The sequence below is a fragment of the Egicoccus sp. AB-alg6-2 genome, from assembly GCF_041821025.1.
Lineage (GTDB): Bacteria > Actinomycetota > Nitriliruptoria > Nitriliruptorales > Nitriliruptoraceae > Egicoccus.
The window spans coordinates 101,308-119,723 of record NZ_JBGUAY010000008.1 but is presented as its reverse complement, the minus strand read 5'-3'; the positions used below and the strand labels follow the sequence as shown (position 1 = coordinate 119,723).

The window sequence follows — 18,416 nt, the reverse complement described above, 5'->3', positions numbered from 1 at the left end:
CGAGAGTGAACCGTCGAGCCAGTCTGCCGGGCGTCGATGCCCTGTTCGGGACGTCCGACCCGGGTGGTCGCCGTCAGGCCGAGGAGGCCGGGTCCGCTCCGTCGCGCCCGGGCCTGCAGGCGCTGGTGCCCGAGAGTGCCACCCTGCGCGCGGTCCGCGAGCGTCTGCCAGCCGACACGGTGGTACCCGATCCGACCGTCACCGCACTGCTGCGCTGGCTGGTCACGACCGCTCGGGCCAGGACCGTCGTCGAGGTAGGCGCCGCCGGTGGCGTCTCCGGTGTTGCCCTGCTGGAGGCACTGCCCGACCGCGCCGTCCTGACCTCCATCGAGCCCGACGGGCACGCGCACGGACTCGCCGTCGACGCCTTCCGCGAAGCGGGCGCCGGTTCCCGGGTGCGCTCCATCCACGGGGAGCCCGAGACCGTGCTGCCGCGACTCACCGACGGCGGCTACGACCTGGTCGTCTGGCAGACCCCCATCACCGAGGCCGCGGACGCACTGGGCCACGTCAGGCGGCTGCTGCGCCAGGGCGGCGTCCTCGTCGCACGTGGGCTGGTCACCGGCGGCGGCGGGCGAGCCCAGGCCGAGACCTTCGTCGCGGAACTGCTCGACGGCGAGGACTTCAGCGTCGCCGTGCTGCCCCTCGACGGGGGCATCGTGCTGGCGACGCACACCACGGACTGACACCCGCGGCCGTGCCGGTCTCCGGGCCAACGCGCGGCGGGCGGAGCGCGGCGGGCGGACGTGCGAGACGCCACTGGGGCTTCAGCCGTCGCGGTCGTCGCGGCCTCGCAGGCGGTCGTCGAGGCGGCGCAGGAAGTCAGGATCGTCGTCGGGGCCGCGGGGGGCGGCTGGTCGAGACGGCGGATACGGACGCCCACGGCCCGCCGGGTGCGGGCCCGGCGGGGTGCGGTGCGGTGGCGGCCCGCCGCGGACCGGGCGGGTGGGTCCGCCTCCGGGTGCCGCGCCGGCGCGGACGGGCCGTCCCGCCAGGAGCCACACGAGTCCCCCGAGGCCCCAGACCAGCACGACCAGCAGGACCCAGGCGAGCTTGGGAAGGTTGCGAACCTCGTGCTCGTCGCTCAGCACCACGTCGAGCAGGCAGTAGAACGTGAACGCGAACAGCAGCAGCGTTCCGGCTCCGTACAGCATGTCCGCCTCCTCCGGGCCCGACGACGATGGTACGCCGCCGGCCGTGGCTTCGGGCGCCCATGCGCCACCGCGATCCGACGGCGTGGTGCCCGGGTGGCGCCGGGTCAGTCCGCCGACAACGCGACGATGTCTTCGGGCGCGATCTCGGGAGCGGGGCCTGGCTCGACGGTCGTCAGCGTCGTCAAGGTGACGAACCCGTCGAGGCACAGGGCCGTGTCGGTGTCGGGATCCAGGCCGGAACTGCGATCGGTCACCTCCAGCGACAACGCCTCGCCGGTCAGGTCCGCGGACGCCAGGTGGAAGTACCCGAACCGGTCCAGTTTCGCCCACCTGGCCCCGCGAAGTCGGTCGTACGGCAGCCCGGGAACGTTGACGTTGAGGACCGTGGCCGGTGGCTGTCGGAGCATCCAGTCCGTCACCGCGACGGCGACCTCGACGGCGGTCGGCCATGGACGCTCGTCGACGTGGTCCACGTCGAGGCTGATCGCGAGTCCGCTGCCACCGAAGGTCGCCGCCGTCAGTGCACCGCCGACGGTGCCGGAGTGCAGCACCGAGTGGCCCGTGTTCATCCCCGCGTTCACCCCGGACACCACCAGTTGCGGTGCCGGGCCGAAGGCGCCGAGCGACGCGGCCATGACCGCCAGGCCCGGCGGGCCGTCGAGCGCATAGCCCTCGACACCGTCGACGTCCGAGCGCCGGATGCCGACCCCGGCATCGGGGTCGTAGCGTCCGATCCCGGTCCCGGTGCCGCTCAGGTCGCTGGCGGGTGCGGCCACCAGCACGTCACCGAACCTCTCCGCGAGGGCGACCGCCAGCAGGCGCAGACCCGGGGACCCGATGCCGTCGTCGTTGGTGACCAGGATGCGACCCGGCCGGCGTTCCACCACGGTCGCGTCGACGTCCCCGTCGTCGTCGTGGTCCAGTCGCTGGGGCAGGTGCCCGCTCATGCATCCTCCGGTATTCGTTCGATCTCGACATGCACCAGCAGTTCGTCGATGAGGCCGGGGCTGGCGCCACCGCTGCCGCGGCGGGTGATGTTGGCGGCACCGGCCGCCCACGCCCGCGACAGCATGGGCTCGGCATCGAGCCCGGACGCGACACCAGCCGCGAAGGCGGCCGTCATGGAGTCACCCGAGCCCTGGGAATCGACCTTCTCGAGCTCCGGGCCGCTGACGCGGAAGGTCCCGTTCGGAAAGCACGCCAGCACCGGTCGGTCCGAGCGCGACAGCACCACGGCCTTCGCGCCCCGTTGCTGGAGGTCGTGCGCCGCGGCCAGGGCCCCCTCCTCGGTGCGGTCGCCCTTCTCGATCAGGCCATCGGCGACGAGGTCCCCGTCGCTGACCTTGAGCAGTTCCATCGTCCCGGCGTCGAGGAACGCCTGCAGTTCCGCGTCGTGGAAGTCCCCGACCACCTTCACCTCGTAGCGGGCGAGGTCGCGGGCCAGCCGTCCGTAGAACGACTCGGGCAGGGACCGCTCCGGGAACTGCCCGGTGACGACACAAACCCCTGCGGCCAGGGCCGTCTCCAGCGTGCGGTTGTACAGCTCGTCGACCTCGTGACGCGTGAGGACCGGGGGCCGCGTACGCGCGAGTCGCTGCCGCTCGTCGCTGTCGCGCCGATCGCTGACCTCGACCGGCGACGCGGCCGAGGTGATCACCTCCCGCAGTTCGATGCCCCAGTCCGCGGTCAGCCCCTGGAATGCCCGTCCGCTCTCACCCCCCACGGGGGCGCACACGATCGGCTCGGCGCCGAGCTGTCGCAGCATCCGGGCGATCCAGATGCCCTGCCCACCGGCATGGAGGTGGACGTCGTCGTCGCCCAGCGCGTCCTGCTCGATGGTCACCGTGACCCACACCGACGGTGCGAACACCGCGATCGTCGCTGCCATGACGTCCGTCGCTCCCGGGCGGGCGCCGGCCGCCCCGGCGCGCGAGGGTCATGCTGGCGCGCCGGGGGCGGCGAAGGTGCGGGGAGGCGCGTCCGTGCAGCGGGGGCCGTCGCCCGGGGCGACGGTCGATGACCGGGCGAAGCCGGTGGGCGAGACCCCGACGGATGCACCTTGGCTAGATGATCGGCTTGCCACCCGTGACCGGCACGTTGGCGCCCGACATGTAGCTCGCCTCGTCGGACGCCAGCAGCACGTAGGCGGGCGCGACCTCGGCCGGCTGCCCCACGCGGCCCAGCGGCGTGTCGGAGCCGAAGCCCTCCACCATCTCCTCGGGGAGGGTCGCCGGGATCAGCGGCGTCCAGATCGGTCCGGGCGCGACACAGTTGACCCGGATGCCCCGTGGTCCGAGCATCTTGGCGAGGTTGCCGGTGAAGCTCAGGATGGCCGCCTTCGTCGCCGCGTAGGGCAGCAGGTGTGGCGACGGCTGGTCCTCCTGGATGGACGCGGTGTTGATGATCGATCCGCCGGCCTGCATCAGCGGCACCGCGGCCTTGCACAGGTGGAACATGGCCGTGATGTTGACCTGGAAGGTGCGGTCCCACTCGTCGTCGGGGATGTCGACGATGTCCTCGCGCGACATCTGGAACGCGGCGTTGTTGACCAGGACGTCGATGCGGCCGAACGACTCCTTCGCCCGCTCGATCACGGCCCGGCAGTGGGCCGGATCGGCGAGGTCACCGGGCACCAGGACCGCCTGCTGACCCGCCTCCTCGACGAGACGCGCCGTTTCCTTGGCGTCGTCGTCCTCCTCGAGGTAGCTGATCAGCACGTCGGCGCCCTCGCGGGCGAAGGCGAGGGCGACGGCCCGCCCGATCCCGCTGTCCGCGCCGGTGACGACCGCCTTCTTCCCGGCCAGGCGCTCGGCGCCCCGGTAGCTGCGTTCGCCGTGGTCGGCCGGTGGCTGCAGCTGGTCCTCGCGGCCGGGGTAGGGCTGGCTCTGGGCTGGGGGGTTGCTCATCGGTGTTCGCCTTCGGTCGTGGGGGCGATCCGCAGCGTGACTCCACGGTGGTGCATTGCGCGCAGGCGCCACCGTCCCCGTCACACCGACCGTGCGGGACTCGACTGGACACCGGCGGTTGAGGCTCGACGGAGGGCGCGGCGCGCACGGGCAGGTGGCGGTCATCGATGGAGCTGTTGGTGGGTCGTACGCTGCCTGGTGCGGAGGGGAGTACCCCGACTCGACGGCATCGTCATCACGGCCCGGTCCACGGGCTCGGTGCCACGGCCCTGATGGGTGGGAGAGACCTCCGGTGAACGTCCGGTTCGGACGTGCTCCGGAGAACCTAGATGACCGCTCCAGATCCAGATCCCACCGCCCCACCAGCCACGGTTGCCGTCGAGCTGCCCGGGCCCCCGCACACGGTCGGTCCGGCCGCCCTCGCTGCCGCGCTCGCGGTCGACGTCGATGCCGGCCTCACCCGCGACGAGGCGGCGACACGACTCGAGCGGTACGGCCGCAACGAGATCGCCGAACCGCCACGCCGGTCGCGGCTGTCGCTGTTCGTGGCCCAGTTCAAGAGCCTGTTGATCGCGATCCTCGTCGTCGCTGCCGGGCTGGCCGCGGCCGTCGGCGATTTGAAGGACGCGGTCGTGATCGGTGTCGTGCTGGTGCTCAACGCGTCGTTGGGCTACCTGCAGGAAGCGAAGGCCGAGCGGGCGGTGGACGCGCTGCGGCGCATGCTCACGACCCGTGCCCGGGTGCGCCGCAGCGGCCGGCTGGAGGACGTCGACGGGGCCGAGCTGGTGCCCGGAGACGTGGTGCTGCTCGAGGCCGGGGACCGGGTGCCTGCCGACGGGCGCTTGCTGGGTGCCACGACGCTCGCCGTGGACGAGTCGTCGCTGACAGGTGAGTCCACGGCGGTCGACAAACAGGTCGAGGCCGGCGACCTCACGGCGGGCGCGCCGATCGCCGATCGGTACACGATGGTGTGGATGAACGCGACGGTCGTCCGCGGCCGTGGCGTGTTGTTGGTGACGGCCACCGGCATGGACACCGAGATCGGGTCCGTGGCCCGCATGTTGTCCGAGGCGGAAACCCGCCCCACCCCGTTGCAGCGCCAGATCGACGCCCTCGGCCGTCGCCTCGCGCTGGTCGCCGGCCTGGCCGTGACGGTCGTCTTCGGTGTGGCGCTGCTGCAGGGCGACACGTTCGCCCGGGCGGCACTCGACGCCATCGCATTGGCGGTCGCTGCCATCCCCGAGGGCTTACCCGCCGTGGTGACCCTCACCCTGGCCGTAGGCACCGCCGGGATGGCGCGACGCAACGCGATCGTCAAGCGGCTGCCGTCGGTGGAGACGCTGGGCGCCACCGACACGATCTGCACCGACAAGACCGGCACGCTGACCCGCAACGAGATGACGGTCCGCGCCTTCTGGCACGCCGGCCGGCGACACGACGTCACCGGCGACGGCTACCACGCCGGCGGCGCGGTTCGGCCGGCACCGGGGAGGTTGGGCGCCGCACCGGCCGCGATGACGCTGTGCAACGACGCCGACGTCGTCGACGGGGTCCTGGTCGGCGACCCGACCGAGGGAGCGCTGCTGGTGCTGGCGGCCAAGCTCGGCGCCGACGTCCGCCAGCTGCGTCGACGGCCGCGACGGGACGAGTTGCCGTTCGATGCGGCGACCAAGCTGATGGCCACCGCCCACGACGGCCTCGCCGGCGGGACCGACCTGTACGTCAAGGGCGCCCCGGACGTGGTCCTGCGAAGGTGTGCCTCGGTCGTGGTCCCCGACGGGGTGGCGCCGCTGGACGAGATGTGGCAGGCACGCATCGATCGCGCCATCCACGAGCTCGCCGCCGACGGCCTACGCACCCTCGCGGTGGCCAGCCGCCACCTCGGGGCCCCACCTGACCAGGTCGGCCCCGTCGACGGACTCGTCGAGGAGCTGACGTTCGAGGCACTCGTGGGCATCGTCGACCCCTCACGTCCGGGCGCGGCCGAGGCCATCGCGATCGCACACCGCGCCGGGGTTCGGGTGAAGATGATCACCGGTGACCACCCGACGACGGCAGCGTCGATCGCGCGTGAGCTCGGCATCACCGGTGAGACCCTCACCGGCGGTGACATCGACGCGCTCGATGACGACGAACTCGTCGCGCGCATCGACGACGTCGGCGTGTGCGCCCGGGTGTCTCCGCACCACAAGGTCCGCATCGTCGATGCGCTTCGACGTCGCGGCCGTATCACGGCGATGACCGGTGACGGGGTCAACGACGCCGCCGCCCTCGAGCGCGCCGACATCGGGATCGCGATGGGGATCACCGGTACCGAGGTCACGAAGGAAGCCGCCGACCTCGTCCTCGCTGACGACGACTTCACGACCATCGTGGCGGCCATCGAACGCGGTCGGACGATCTACGACAACATCGTCTCCTTCGTCCGATTCCAGCTCGCGACCAACATCGGCGCGATCCTGACGATCCTCGGCGCCAGGCTGCTGGGGCTGCCCACCCCGTTCACCCCGATCCAGATCCTGTGGGTGAACCTGATCATGGACGGCCCGCCCGCGATGGCGCTCGGGGTGGATCCCGCCAGGCCGGACACCATGACCCGCCCACCCCGGCCTGCATCGGCGCAGATCCTCGATCGCGACCGGTTCCTACGGCTGGCGCTCTCGGGCGGCGTGATGGCGGTCGGCACGTTGGCGTTGTTTCGCTGGGGCACCGTGGTCCGGCCCGACGACGGGGGCGCATTCGCGGTCACGCTGGCGTTCACGACCTTCGTGCTGTTCCAGTTCTTCAACGCCGTCAACGCCCGCGTCGAGACCACCACGGTGTTTTCCGGCCACACGTTGCGCAACGGCAAGTTGTGGGCCGCGCTGGCCGGAGTGTTCGTTCTCCAGGTCGCCGCGGTGCACCTCACCCCGCTCCAGACCGTCGTCGACACCGTGCCCCTCGGCCTCGACCACTGGCTGATCGCCGGCGCCACCGCCTCCTCGATCCTGGTCGTGGAAGAAGGCCGCAAGTACCTCGCGCAGCGTGGCCGTACCCGGCGCCGCCGCACGCGACGGTGACCAGCGGCCACGACCGTCAGGCGCTCCCGCGGGCGACGACGAAGGACCGCACGGTGGTGCCGAGATCGTCGAGGTGGTGGTCGACGCCGCTCTCGGCGAGCAGGGTCGTGAACGCCGCGGCGGCGTCGGGAAGGACGAGGACCTCGAAACGAGCGCCGCTCGCGTCATAGGCGCCGGTGGTCACCGCCGCGCCCGGTGCGCCGTCGACGAAGACCCGGAGGCGGTGCTCGAGCCGGCCGGCGTCCTCGTGACCGACGTCCACGGCGAAGCGCCGGGCGGTGCGCCGACGCAGCCGTGTCGCGGCCGCGACGGCGTCGCCGACGGCGCCCCCGTAGGCGCGCGCCAGTCCGCCGGTGCCCAGCAACGTCCCGCCGAAGTAGCGCGTGACGACGGCGACCACATCGGTCACCGCGGCACCGCGCAGGACGGCGAGCATGGGGGCGCCCGCCGTCCCGGACGGTTCACCGTCGTCGCTCGACCGCTGCTGCTGCCCGTCGGGGCCGAGCACCAACGCGGTGCAGTGGTGCCGCGCGTCGTGGAACTCCCGACGGATTCCGGCGATGGCGGCCTCGGCGGCCGCGAGGTCCGCAACGGGCACGAGATCGGCGACGAATCGTGACGCCTTCACCTCGGACTCGGTGCGGACCCGTGCCGCGATGGTGTCGAGTGGATCGGTGAAACCGGCGTCAGCGATCTCGACCACTACGCGCGGGCACGGACGCGGCGCTGGACGGGCTCGGCCGGCTTCGACCCCGGCGCGACGACGAGGCTTTCGAGCAACCGGCGCGTTGCCGAGGCCACCTCGGCGACGGCGGCGTCGAACGCCTCCTGGTTGGCGGCGGACGGAGCCCGGTACCCGCTGATCTTGCGCACGTACTGCAGCGCGGCGTCGCGGACCTCGTCATCGGTGGCGGGGGGCTGTGCACCCCGCAGCTGTTGGATGGATCGGCACATGCGCGAAGCGTACGTCGCGCGACCCCGACGTGACCGACCCGACGTGACCGTCCCCGAGGTGACCGTCCCCAAGTCCACGGGGTCAGCGGCGTCGCACCCGCCGGTCCACGGCTCGTGCCCCACGCCAGCCCGCGAACCCGACCGCCGTGCCCGCGAGAGCGCCGGCGACGAGCAATGCGACGGACAGACCGGGTCGCGCTCCACTGACCGCCCCGCGTGCCGGGGCGGCGGCACGGCTGCGAAGGTCGGGCTGGCCGGCGCGCTCCAGCAGGGTGTCCAACAGATCCGGCGGCGGTGCGGTCTCCTGGCGGAGCTCACCGAGTGCCTCGAGCCCCGCCGCGACCTGCTGCTGCCGCTCCAGTTCGACTCGGCAGGCGTTGCACCGCGCGAGATGCCAGCCGAGCAGTCGGCGACGCCACGCCGGCGCCGAGCCGTCCACGTACGGCGGCAGGTGGACCCGGACCTCGCGGCAGATGCGGTTGGTCGCGTCAGTCAACGTCGCCCTCGTCGAGGAGATCGCGCAGCCGGGCGTGCGCCCGGTGCAGTCGGACCTTGCACGCAGTCTCGCTGATGTCGAGCATCCGCGCGGCCTCCTTGGTCGACAGTCCCCGGACGTGACGGAGCACGACGACATCGCGCGCGACCGGCGGGAGGCGGGCGATGGCGGCGGCGACGCGGCCGGCCTGGTCGCGTGCAGCGACCTCGCCCGCCGTGTCGGCACCGTCCACGACCTGTTCGTCTGGCTCGAACGGAACCGAACCGGCGGCCTGGCCGCGTGCGCGTGCGTCGCCGCGGCGTCGCAGCGCCGTCGCACAGACGTTGAGGGTGACCCGGTGCAGCCAGGTCCCGAAGGCCGAGTCGGCGCGGAATCCGACCACCGAACGCATCACCCGCACGAAGACCTCCTGCGTCGCGTCCGCGGCGTCCGCCGGATCGCCGAGCAGTCGGTGGCACAGGCGGTAGACGTCGGTGTAGGACGCGCGCACGAGGTCATCCATGGCGCCCGCGTCGCCGCGCTGCACCGCTCGTACCAGTTCCGGGTCGACGTCCACGGTCGCATCCTCGCCGACGACGCGTCCGAGGCCGCGCAACCCGCCGCGAATGTTCCGGTAACCGATTCGCGCTGCACGGAGTCCAAGTGGTGAGCGGGTCACCAGCGACCCGCCGGAGGCCCCGGACGACGGGGCAAGGAGCGCCCCCATGTACCCGTTCGTCATCCTCGTTGCCCTCGCACTCGGTCTCGCCGTGGTCGTCGCCACCATCGACGAGCTCGTCCCCGTCCGCATCCCGACTGCCCTCACCCGCACGGTGGCCGTCCTGCTGGCCGCTGGTCTGGCGTGGGGCCTGGACTACTCGGTGTTCGCCGCCTTTGGCCAGGACCTGCGCGTCGACTGGCTCCACCCGCTGATGACCGGCGTCGTGCTGATCGCGACCGGCGAGTTCGTGCGCACCTTCGTCGGGGCCATCGCCAGCCGCAACGGTGACGTCACCGCCCCGGTCGGCACCTCGGCCGGCGTCCGCGCCGCCTGACTCTCCCCCGCACTCGACGGGCGGCCCTTCGTGGGCCGCCCGTCTGTCTTGCGCCAGCGATGTCGCGTCGCGTGCCACTTGCTTTCGCGATCCACTTGACCTCAAGTTAGGTCGAGGTCTTACGGTCCTGCTCGTCAGCAATCGACGTGGAGGAACCAGGATGCCGATCGCCCTCGTCACCGGTGCGTCGCGCGGCCTCGGCCGCGCCTTCGCCGCCGAACTCGCCACCGCGGGGTGGGACCTCGTCGTCGACGCGCGCGACCCGCAGGCCCTCCGGGCGACCGTCGCGTCCTGGCGGGCCCCGGGACGGGTCGCCGCGATCTCCGGCGACGTGACCGACCCATCGCACCGCAGCGACCTCGCGTCCGCCGCCGCCGGGCTCGGTGGGCTGGACCTGCTGGTCAACAACGCCGGCACGCTCGGCCCGTCGCCGCTGCCCTCCCTGGAGGAACTCGACCTCGACGAACTCCGTTCGCTCCTCGAGGTCAACCTGTTGGCCCCGCTGGCCCTCACGCGACGCGTCCTGCCACTGCTACGCGCGCGTCGCGGCACCGTGGTCAACCTCACCTCGGACGCGGGCGTCGAGGGCTATCCGGGCTGGGGCGGCTACGGCATGACCAAGGCCGCACTCGAACAGTTCGGCCGGGTCCTGGCGGCCGAGCAGCCGGAGGTGACGGTCCACGCGTTCGATCCCGGCGACGTCCGGACCGACATGCACCAGGCCGCGTTCTCGGGCGAGGACATCTCCGACCGCCCGACCCCCGACACGGTCGCCCCCGCGCTGCGGTACCTGGTCGAACACGGCCTTGCGGGTGGCCGGTACCGGGCGGCCCAACTGTTGACCGACGCGGAGGTGCACGCATGACGGCCGAGGTCACCGCGGCCCTGGACTTCGCGCTCACCGCGGAGCAGACCGCCACGTCCCCACCCGAGGCCAGGGGCCTCGAACGCGACGAGGTGCGCCTGTTGGTGGCGCGACCCGACCGGCTCGAACACGCCCGGTTCCGGTCGCTACCGGCCCACCTGCGGCCGGGTGACCTGCTGGTCGTGAACACCTCGGCGACGCTGCCGGCGGCAGTCGACGGGCGGCGTGCGGACCCGGATGCGGCCCGCCGCGTCGCCGTCGCCGTACACGTCGCCGGGCCGCATCCGGCCGATCCGACGGCCTGGGTCGTCGAGGTGCGACGCCCCGACAACACCGGACCGCTGGCCGACGCGCACGTCGGCGACGTGATTCGGCTCCCTGGCGACGTGACACTGCGGCTGACCGCGGCGCATCCGGATCCGGCCGTTCAGCGCGGGAGCCGCCTGTGGCGCGCACATCCGGATCCGCCGTGCCCGCACGAGCCGTACCTGCTCGCGCACGGGCGTCCGGTCGCCTACGCCTACCTCGACGGACGTTGGCCACTGGCGACCTACCAGCCCGTCCATGCCCGCCAGCCCGGCAGCGCCGAGATGGCGAGCGCGGGACGCCCCATCACGGCCAGGTTGCTGGTCGACCTCGTGGCTCGCGGGGTGCAGGTCGCCCCCGTCGTGCTCCACGCGGGGCTGTCGTCGCTGGAGGCCGATGAGCCGCCCCAGCCCGAACGTTTCGAGGTTCCCGAGGCCACCGCACGGCTGGTGAACGACACCCGGCGCGGCGGGGGACGGGTCGTCGCGGTCGGCACGACGGCGACCCGGGCACTGGAGACGGCCGCCGGTCCCGACCACCTGGTCCGGGCGGGCTCCGGCTGGACCGAGCTGGTGCTGGGCGCCGAGCGGCCCGCCCAGGTCGTCGGCGGGCTGATCACCGGATGGCACGCGCCGGGCGCGTCACACCTGGCGCTGCTGGAGGCCGTCGCCGGCGCGCCGCTGGTCGAGCGGGCCTACGCCGCCGCGCTCGCGAGCGGCTACCTCTGGCACGAGTTCGGTGACAGCTGCCTCCTGCTGCCGTGACTCGCTCAGGCCGGCAGTCGCAGCGGTGTCCCGTCCAGGGCGGCGTCCGCCGCCAACCGCCCACACGCCGTCCCGATGACGTTGCCGTGACCGCTGTAGCCGCCGATCACGAACACGCCCGGACGCAGCTCTGCGCAGATCGGCAGCTTGTCCGCGGTGAAGCCGGCCCGAGCCGCCCAGCGGTGCGTCACGGGTGCCGTGACGCCCAGCCGGCGCAGTTCGGTGTCGAGGTGGTCCTGCACGACCGCGCTCGGGAGCGGTGGTGCGCCCACCTCGTCGACACCGCGGTCCCGGAAGCCGCCGAGCAGCACCTCACCGGTGGGCAGTTGCTGGACGTAGTCGTAACCCCACCGCCGATAGACCGGGCGTGGCAGGTCCACACCGTGATCCGGAGCGGTCGCGAGCATCTGCAGCCGCACGCTGTCCACCCGCCCCGCCAGTTCCGGAACCACGCGGTCGAGCCCACCGTCGACGGCGACGATCACGCGGTCGGCCCGGACCTCGCCTTCGACACCGTGCACCGTCCCGGGCCGGAGTTCGGCCACGCGGAAGGGGGCATGGAGCCTGACGCCGGCAGCCACCGCACGTTCGGCCAACACGGCGCAGCGGGCCCTCGGATCCATGGCCGCGTCCGTCGGGAGGAGGACGCCGACGCCCTCGGGACCGTCGTAGTCCTCCGCCGGAAGACCGTCGGCCTGCAGCTGCGCCAACATCCGGCGACAGTCCCGGCGCTCCTCGGCGTCCGCGGCGATGCGCAGGCTTCCGACCCGTCGGGCGACGGGCTCGGGCAACCATTCGAGCGTCCGCTCGAGCTCGTCGAGGGTCCAGCGGTAGAGCGCGACGGCACGGTCGCGGCCGTACGCCGCCACGGCGTCGTGATGGAAGTGCGCGAGCCCAGCCAGCAGGAAGCCGCCGTTGCGCCCGGCCGCGGCGGCGGCGATGCCGTGGGCGTCGACGGCCACCACGTCGGCGCCGCGGTCGGCGAGGTGCAACGCCGCGGTAAGACCGGAGGCGCCCAGCCCGATCACGCACACGTCCGCGCCGAGGGGCTCGACGACGGGCGCGACCGGTGGGAGCTCCCGGGCGGCCGCTCCCACCGTGCCCCAGGCCGGCGGCGGGCCCGGGTCGTGCGCCGCCTGGTCAGACATCGTCCGCACCCGCCACCGTCGGCGCCATGGCACTGATCAGCTCGTAGCCGACGTGCGCGGCGGCGATGCCGGTCAGCTGGGCGTGGTCGTAGGCGGGCGACACCTCGACGACGTCGGCGGAGACCAGGTGCAGGTCGGCGAAGCTGCGCAGGACGTGCAGCAGCTCACGGCTGGTCATGCCGCCCGCCTCGGGGGTGCCCGTACCCGGGGCGTGCGCGGGATCGAGGACGTCGATGTCGAGCGACACGTACACGGGCCGGTCTTGCACGCGCGCTCGGATCCGCTCGATCGCCACCGCGATGCCGTCCACCTCGAGGTCGGGGCAGGTGATCGCGGTGAAGCCGAGCGCAGCGTCGTCGACCAGGTCCTGCGGCGCGTAGAGCGGACCCCTGATGCCGACGTGGATCGAGCCCTCCGGATCGATCAGCCCCTCCTCGGACGCGCGGCGGAACGGGGTGCCGTGCGTCGTCGGCGCGCCGAAATAGGTGTCCCAGGTGTCGAGGTGGGCGTCGAAGTGCACCACCGAGATGGGTCCGTGCTCGGCCGCCATGACCCGCAACAACGGCAGGGCGATGGTGTGGTCGCCACCGATCGTCAGCAGCTTCGCGCCGGCGGCCACCAGCTCCCGGGCCCCGCGTTCGACCGCCGCGATCGCTTCCGGGATGTCGAAGGGGTTGCAGGCGATGTCGCCGGCGTCGACGACCTGCTGCGCGGCGAAGGGCGACACCCCGAGGGCCGGGTTGAACGGCCGCAGCAGTCGCGAGGACTCGCGGACGTGCGCGGGGCCGAAGCGGGCGCCGGGCCGATAGCTCACCCCGGAGTCGAAGGGGACGCCGACCACGGCGACGTCCATCCGGGTCACCTCGTCGCGCCGCGGCAGACGGGAGAACGTTGCCGGGCCGGCGAACCGCGGCACCACGGTCGCGTCGACCGGGCCGACGGGACCGGCCGACCCGACGGGGCCTGCGGAGTCGGCGCGGCCGGCCGGCGAGGCGGCGCCGGCCGGCGAGGCGGCGCCGGCCGGCGAGGCGGCGCCGGTCGACGAGGCGGGGGCGACCGGTGGTTCGGCGGCGGACATGGACGGCGTTCCTCGACGTCGGTACGGGCCACGAGTCAAGCAGCCGACGATGTCGCGGCTGCTCACCCATGTCGCGCCGATCCCGCACTGCTGCGGGTTGGGCGCGACAGGGAGGCGCGTGCGCGACATGGCGCGCGACCGGATCAGGCGTCGGGCGCGGCGAGGTCCGCGAGCTCCTCGCGCGCGACGGCCAGGTCGCGCTCGTAGTCCTCGAGGTCCGTGCGGGCCGCCTCGGCGTCGGCGCGCGCCGCGTCGGCGCGGGCCTGCAGGTCGTCGGCCCGCTCCTGTGCCCGGCGAACCCGCTCCGCCTGCTTCTCGAGCGCGCCCTCGAGCGCGTCGATGCGTCGTGTCAGCTCCCGGCGGCGGGCCGCGAGCACGCGTGCGGCCTCGGCCCGGCGCTCTTCCTCGGCCTGCCGTTCCGCCTCCGCCTGCCGGTCCTCCTCGGCTGCCCGGCGCTCTTCCTCGGCCTGCCGCTCCGCCTCCGCCTGCCGGTCCTCCTCGGTCGCCCGGCGCTCGTCAGCGGCGGTGCGTTCGGCCTCGGCGGCATCGGCCAGGCCGTCCGCCGTCTCGTCGGCGTGGTCGGGATCGTCGGCGGGCGCAGGTTCGGGGAGGTCGGGGAGGGCGGCGAGCCCGAAGCCGAGCCCGCCGAACCCCGGTCCGGGCAGCACGGCAGCGAAGGTGCCGCGACGCAGCGTGTCGTGGTGCTCGGGGTCCACGGCCGCGGCGAAGATGGTCTGCTCCACCTCGTCGAGGTGGGCGTCGGGGCGGGTGCCGGCCTCGGCGAGGATCCGGCCGCCGCGCTCGCGCAGCTCGCCGACCAGGTCGCGCAGGTGCCGCGATGCCTCCCGCATCCCGTGCGCGCCACGGCCGCTGGCGGCGCGATGCTGTGCCGTGCGCAGGTCGGCGGCGGCGCGCAGGAGCGCCTCGACGTCGTCCGGTGCCTGTCTCGCCACCTGGTCGACGGCCCACGCCGGGACCGTCGGCTTGCGGCGCGCCTTGAGCGCGGCCGCTTCCTCCTTGTGCCCGTCGGCTCTCAGCTGCTTGACCCGGCGGTCGCGTTCGGCGGTGAAGTCCTCGAGCGCGACGCCGTGGATCGCCTCGACGTGCGAGGCGAGCAGCTCGTCGTCCATCGGGCGCGCTCGATCGATGCGGAACGGTGGGTCGTGCCGGCGGTCAGCTGGCCTTCGAGGTGTTCTCGCCCGCGGCCAGCGCCTGAGCGAGTTCCTCCTTGCTCATCGAGGACCGCCCCGGCAGGTCCCGTTCCTGCGCGAGCTCGTACAACTCGTCCTTGCTCATCGCACCGTAGTCGCGGGCGGCGGACCTGCCGCCACCGCTGCCTCGGTCCCGTTTCGCCCGGTCGAGGCTCTGCTCCAGCGCCGCCATCAGGTCGATGACCCCACCGGTGTCGCGCTCGGGCGGCGTGATCTCGACCTGCTGGCCTTCGGCCTTCGCCTCGAGGAAGGCCGTGACGCGCTCCTGGTACTCGTCGCGGTACCTCGTCGGATCGAACTCCGCGACCAGGGAGTCGATGAGCTGCTCGGCCATCGCGAGCTCGCGTGGCGCGACGTCGACCTGTTCGAGCGTGTCGGTCGCGTCGAGGTCGGCGGGGTCGGCGACCTCGTCGGCGTAGTGCATGGTGGACAGCAGCAGCAGACCGTCGCGCGCCCGCACGGCGGCGAGGTACTCCTTGTTGCGCATGACGAAGCGCGCGACGGCGACCTTGTCCGCCCGCTCCATCGCGTCGGCGAGCAGCTTGTACGGCTTTGCGGCCGCCTCGCCCGCGGGCATCAGGTAGTAGGCGCGGTCGTAGTACAGCGGGTCGATCTCACGCAGGTCGACGAAGTCTTCGATGTCGATCAGCCGCGAGGCCTCGGGGTCGAGTTCGTCGAGTTCGTCCGGGTCGACCACGACGTACTGGTCGTCGGCCACCTCGTAGCCCTTCACGATGTCGTCGTAGGCGACCTCCTCGCCGGTCTGCTCGTCGACGCGCTTGTTGCGGACCCGGTTGCCGGTGTCGCGGTGCAGCTGCGTGAAGCGCACGGAATGGCTCCGAACCGCCGTGAACAACTGGACCGGGACGCTCACGAGGCCGAAGCTGATGGATCCGCTCCAGGTCGCACGTGCCATGTCGTCGCCTCCCACCCGTCTGGGCCGCCAGCGTGCCAGCGCACGCGCTGCGAATCCGCACAAATGCGGACCGGACGGCGACTGGCCATCGTGCAATGATCCACGGGTCCCGCCGTGACGTCGAGAGGTGGACTGATGAGCGGTCTCGTCACGACCCCGCCGGCCCCGGCCGACGCGGTGCTCGCCCAGCTCGAGCCCTACCGGCGCGAGCTGACCGGCTACTGCTACCGCATGCTCGGCTCGACCTTCGAAGCCGACGACGCGGTGCAGGAGACGCTGGTCCGCGCCTGGCGCGCCCACGATCGCTTCGAGGGCCGCTCGTCGCTACGGACCTGGCTGTACCGCATCGCGACCAACGTCTGCCTGGACCAGTTGAGGGGACGGAAGCGACGTGCCCGCCCGATGGACCTCGGACCCGCCACCACGGTCTCGGCCGCCGAGCTGATCGAGCGCGACGCCACGACCTGGGTCGAGCCGGCGCCGGACGGCGCGGTGCTCCCGATGGCCAGCGATCCGGCCGAGATGGTGGTGGCGCGTGACTCGCTCCGGCTGGCACTGGTCGCGGCGCTGCAGCATCTGCCGGCACGTCAGCGTGCGGTGCTGATCCTGCGTGAGGTGTTGCAGTGGCACGCCGACGAGGTCGCGGAGCTGCTGGACACGACCGTGGCGTCGGTCAACTCGGCGTTGCAGCGCGCGCGTGCCACCCTGGCCAAGCGCCCGCCGACCGAGACCGAACCGCTGCGCCCGGACGATCCGGCCCAGGCGGAACTGCTCGCCCGCTACGTCGACGCGTTCGAGCGCTACGACATGGACGCCCTGGCGGCGCTGCTGCGCGAGGACGCGATCCAGAACATGCCGCCCTACGACCTGTGGCTGCAGGGGCGCGACGAACTGGTCGCCTGGATGGTCAGTCCCGGCCCGGACAAGTGCCGTGGGTCCCGGCTGCTGCCGGTGGAGGCCAACGGCATGCCGGCGTTCGCGCAGTACCGGCCCGACCCCGACGGCGGCCACACGGCGTGGGCGTTGCAGGTGCTCGAGATCGTCGACGGCGAGATCCTCGCCTTCAACAGCTTCCTCGACACGGCACGGCTGTTCCCGCGATTCGGTCTGCCCATCCACCTCGACGTCTAGGTGGGCGCCGAATCGGTGGGCAGCACGTCGTCGAGCCCGAACAGGTGCAGCAGTTCGGTCAGTCGCGGCGAGGGCTGGCGCAGGCGCACGGTTCGCCCGAGCCGACGTGCCGTCAGCAGCACACGTGCCAGCGCTTCGACGGTGGCGGCATCGGGGTCCACGAGCGCGGCCACGTCGAGCACCGCGACCTCGGCGTCGCTGGCCAGCAGACGGTCTCGAAGCGTGCCGCACAGCGCGTGGACGGCGTGGGGTCCGTCCGGTGCCGGGACACCGACCACCAGGACCCGACCCCGCACCGACCCTCGCTCGCGGCCGGACGCCGTCGTGGGCTTCTCCATGGCCACGGCGCTTCCTGACGACTCGGTCCTGGGATGGACGACGCGAGGGGTCCCGACTCATCGGTCACGGTGCCCCGCATGACCGCCGACGCGGTGACCGACTGGCTGCTCGACCCGCAGCGGGCCGACCCCGCCATCCGCTGGCAGGTGCTGCGGGACCTGCTGGATGCGCCCGAGTCGGCGTGGCGGGCCGAGCGGTCCAAGGTCGAGACGCAGGGCTGGGGCGCGCGGCTGCTCGAGGTCGAGGACGAAGACGGGCGCTGGGCCGGCGGAGCGCACTTCCCCGCCGACTACGTCTGGGGCGGCGACGAGCCCGGACAGCCGTGGACGTCCACCACCCACGTGCTGACCCAACTCCGCGAGTTCGGACTCGACCCGGCGTCCGAGCGGGCGCAGCGCATGGTGGCACTGATCGGTGCCAACTGCCGGTGGGAGCACGACGACCAGCCGTACTGGGAGGGCGAGGTCGAGCCGTGCATCAACGGCATCACGGTCGCCAACGGCGCCTACTTCGGCGTCGACATGAGCCCCGTCGACCGCCTCGTCGGCGAACGCCTGGACGACGGCGGCTGGAACTGCGAGGCCGAGCGCGGTTCGACCCGGTCGTCGTTCGACACCACGATCAACGTCCTCGAGGGACTGCTGGCGTACGAACGGGTCACCGGCGGTACCCCGGCGTCCCGCGAGGCGCGCCGTTCCGGCGAGGAGTACCTGCTGCGGCGCGCGCTGTTCCGCCGCCTCAGCACCGGCGAGCCCGCCGACGAGCGCTACCTGTTGTTCCTGCATCCCAACCGGTGGCACCACGACGTGCTCCGTGGCCTCGACCACTTCCGTTCGGCGGCGGACCTGACCGGGGCCCCGCCGGATCCCCGCCTGGGCGAGCCGGTCGAACACGTCCGTTCCCGACGCTCCGACGACGGCACGTGGGCACTCGACGGGAACCCGACCGGGCGGTCCTGGTTCGCCGTCGACGACGGCGAGGGCAGGCCGTCCCGGTGGGTGACCCTGCGGGCACTGCGGGTCCTGCGATGGTGGGACGCTGCCTGAGCGACCCCG

General features: G+C 73.0%; 20 protein-coding genes. 7 read left to right on the top strand and 13 right to left on the bottom strand.

Annotated elements, in window-relative coordinates; all coding sequences use genetic code 11:
- Window positions 1-5 precede the first annotated feature (5 nt).
- On the top strand, window positions 6-686 hold the full coding sequence (locus ACERMF_RS15470) for an O-methyltransferase (protein WP_373670030.1): 681 nt from the start codon (window positions 6-8) through the stop codon (window positions 684-686).
- Window positions 687-767: 81 nt separating this feature from the next.
- On the opposite strand, the gene ACERMF_RS15465 is transcribed toward ACERMF_RS15470, so the two are convergent.
- From ACERMF_RS15465 to ACERMF_RS15450, 4 genes are all read right to left on the bottom strand, one after another.
- Window positions 768-1,154: a PLDc N-terminal domain-containing protein gene (locus ACERMF_RS15465; RefSeq protein ID WP_373670029.1), complete on the bottom strand. Its 387-nt coding sequence runs from the start codon at window positions 1,152-1,154 to the stop codon at window positions 768-770.
- A gap of 104 nt (window positions 1,155-1,258) precedes the next feature.
- Window positions 1,259-2,101 (bottom strand): 5'/3'-nucleotidase SurE, encoded by an 843-nt coding sequence (surE, locus tag ACERMF_RS15460; protein ID WP_373670027.1) that lies wholly within the window; start codon window positions 2,099-2,101, stop codon window positions 1,259-1,261.
- Window positions 2,098-3,042, bottom strand: coding sequence for a 1-phosphofructokinase family hexose kinase (locus tag ACERMF_RS15455; protein WP_373670026.1), 945 nt, complete (start codon window positions 3,040-3,042; stop codon window positions 2,098-2,100). Before ACERMF_RS15455 ends, surE begins: the two co-directional genes overlap by 4 nt.
- Window positions 3,043-3,217: 175 nt before the next feature.
- Entirely contained in the window at window positions 3,218-4,060 is an 843-nt protein-coding gene (locus ACERMF_RS15450) for an SDR family oxidoreductase (RefSeq protein ID WP_373670025.1), read from the bottom strand.
- Between the two features lie 329 nt (window positions 4,061-4,389).
- Between ACERMF_RS15450 and ACERMF_RS15445 the strand changes: the two genes are divergently transcribed.
- A complete protein-coding gene (locus ACERMF_RS15445; protein ID WP_373670024.1) occupies window positions 4,390-7,119 on the top strand; it encodes a cation-translocating P-type ATPase in 2,730 nt (909 codons plus the stop codon).
- Between the two features lie 16 nt (window positions 7,120-7,135).
- Here the strand turns inward: ACERMF_RS15445 and ACERMF_RS15440 are convergent, their stop codons facing one another.
- From ACERMF_RS15440 to ACERMF_RS15425, 4 genes are all read right to left on the bottom strand, one after another.
- Entirely contained in the window at window positions 7,136-7,822 is a 687-nt protein-coding gene (locus ACERMF_RS15440) for a YigZ family protein (RefSeq protein WP_373670023.1), read from the bottom strand.
- Window positions 7,822-8,073 carry a DUF2277 domain-containing protein gene (locus ACERMF_RS15435; protein ID WP_373670021.1) on the bottom strand — a complete coding sequence of 84 codons (252 nt, stop codon included), beginning with the start codon at window positions 8,071-8,073 and terminating at the stop codon, window positions 7,822-7,824. The genes ACERMF_RS15440 and ACERMF_RS15435 overlap by 1 nt, the downstream gene beginning before the upstream one ends.
- A gap of 82 nt (window positions 8,074-8,155) precedes the next feature.
- On the bottom strand, window positions 8,156-8,569 hold the full coding sequence (locus ACERMF_RS15430) for an anti-sigma factor (protein ID WP_373670019.1): 414 nt from the start codon (window positions 8,567-8,569) through the stop codon (window positions 8,156-8,158).
- Window positions 8,562-9,125 (bottom strand): RNA polymerase sigma factor, encoded by a 564-nt coding sequence (locus ACERMF_RS15425; RefSeq protein WP_373670018.1) that lies wholly within the window; start codon window positions 9,123-9,125, stop codon window positions 8,562-8,564. The genes ACERMF_RS15430 and ACERMF_RS15425 overlap by 8 nt, the downstream gene beginning before the upstream one ends.
- 148 nt (window positions 9,126-9,273) lie before the next feature.
- On the opposite strand from ACERMF_RS15425, the gene ACERMF_RS15420 reads away from it, so the two are divergent.
- The 3 genes from ACERMF_RS15420 to ACERMF_RS15410 all read left to right on the top strand — a co-directional run bounded on the left by ACERMF_RS15420 (window position 9,274) and on the right by ACERMF_RS15410 (window position 11,538).
- On the top strand, window positions 9,274-9,603 hold the full coding sequence (locus tag ACERMF_RS15420; RefSeq protein WP_373670016.1) for a hypothetical protein: 330 nt from the start codon (window positions 9,274-9,276) through the stop codon (window positions 9,601-9,603).
- 160 nt (window positions 9,604-9,763) lie between these two features.
- Window positions 9,764-10,468: an SDR family NAD(P)-dependent oxidoreductase gene (locus tag ACERMF_RS15415; RefSeq protein WP_373670015.1), complete on the top strand. Its 705-nt coding sequence runs from the start codon at window positions 9,764-9,766 to the stop codon at window positions 10,466-10,468.
- A complete protein-coding gene (locus ACERMF_RS15410) occupies window positions 10,465-11,538 on the top strand; it encodes an S-adenosylmethionine:tRNA ribosyltransferase-isomerase (protein WP_373670014.1) in 1,074 nt (357 codons plus the stop codon). The genes ACERMF_RS15415 and ACERMF_RS15410 overlap by 4 nt, the downstream gene beginning before the upstream one ends.
- A gap of 5 nt (window positions 11,539-11,543) precedes the next feature.
- Here ACERMF_RS15410 and ACERMF_RS15405 read toward each other — a convergent pair whose 3' ends face one another.
- The 4 genes from ACERMF_RS15405 to ACERMF_RS15390 all read right to left on the bottom strand — a co-directional run bounded on the left by ACERMF_RS15405 (window position 11,544) and on the right by ACERMF_RS15390 (window position 15,891).
- Window positions 11,544-12,686 carry an NAD(P)/FAD-dependent oxidoreductase gene (locus ACERMF_RS15405; protein WP_373670013.1) on the bottom strand — a complete coding sequence of 381 codons (1,143 nt, stop codon included), beginning with the start codon at window positions 12,684-12,686 and terminating at the stop codon, window positions 11,544-11,546.
- Window positions 12,679-13,764, bottom strand: coding sequence for an agmatinase (gene speB / locus ACERMF_RS15400; RefSeq protein WP_373670012.1), 1,086 nt, complete (start codon window positions 13,762-13,764; stop codon window positions 12,679-12,681). The genes ACERMF_RS15405 and speB overlap by 8 nt, the downstream gene beginning before the upstream one ends.
- Before the next feature lie 143 nt (window positions 13,765-13,907).
- Window positions 13,908-14,894 carry a hypothetical protein gene (locus ACERMF_RS15395; RefSeq protein WP_373670011.1) on the bottom strand — a complete coding sequence of 329 codons (987 nt, stop codon included), beginning with the start codon at window positions 14,892-14,894 and terminating at the stop codon, window positions 13,908-13,910.
- 43 nt (window positions 14,895-14,937) lie between these two features.
- Entirely contained in the window at window positions 14,938-15,891 is a 954-nt protein-coding gene (locus tag ACERMF_RS15390; RefSeq protein WP_373670009.1) for a Ku protein, read from the bottom strand.
- A gap of 135 nt (window positions 15,892-16,026) precedes the next feature.
- Between ACERMF_RS15390 and ACERMF_RS15385 the strand changes: the two genes are divergently transcribed.
- The gene (locus tag ACERMF_RS15385; protein ID WP_373670008.1) at window positions 16,027-17,022 is read left to right on the top strand and encodes a sigma-70 family RNA polymerase sigma factor; all 996 of its coding nucleotides are present in this window, start codon (window positions 16,027-16,029) and stop codon (window positions 17,020-17,022) included.
- Here the strand turns inward: ACERMF_RS15385 and ACERMF_RS15380 are convergent.
- The gene (locus tag ACERMF_RS15380) at window positions 17,019-17,360 is read right to left on the bottom strand and encodes an STAS domain-containing protein (RefSeq protein ID WP_373670075.1); all 342 of its coding nucleotides are present in this window, start codon (window positions 17,358-17,360) and stop codon (window positions 17,019-17,021) included. The genes ACERMF_RS15385 and ACERMF_RS15380 overlap by 4 nt on opposite strands.
- Window positions 17,361-17,438: 78 nt before the next feature.
- On the opposite strand from ACERMF_RS15380, the gene ACERMF_RS15375 reads away from it, so the two are divergent.
- A complete protein-coding gene (locus tag ACERMF_RS15375; RefSeq protein ID WP_373670006.1) occupies window positions 17,439-18,407 on the top strand; it encodes a squalene cyclase in 969 nt (322 codons plus the stop codon).
- Window positions 18,408-18,416: the final 9 nt, after the last annotated feature.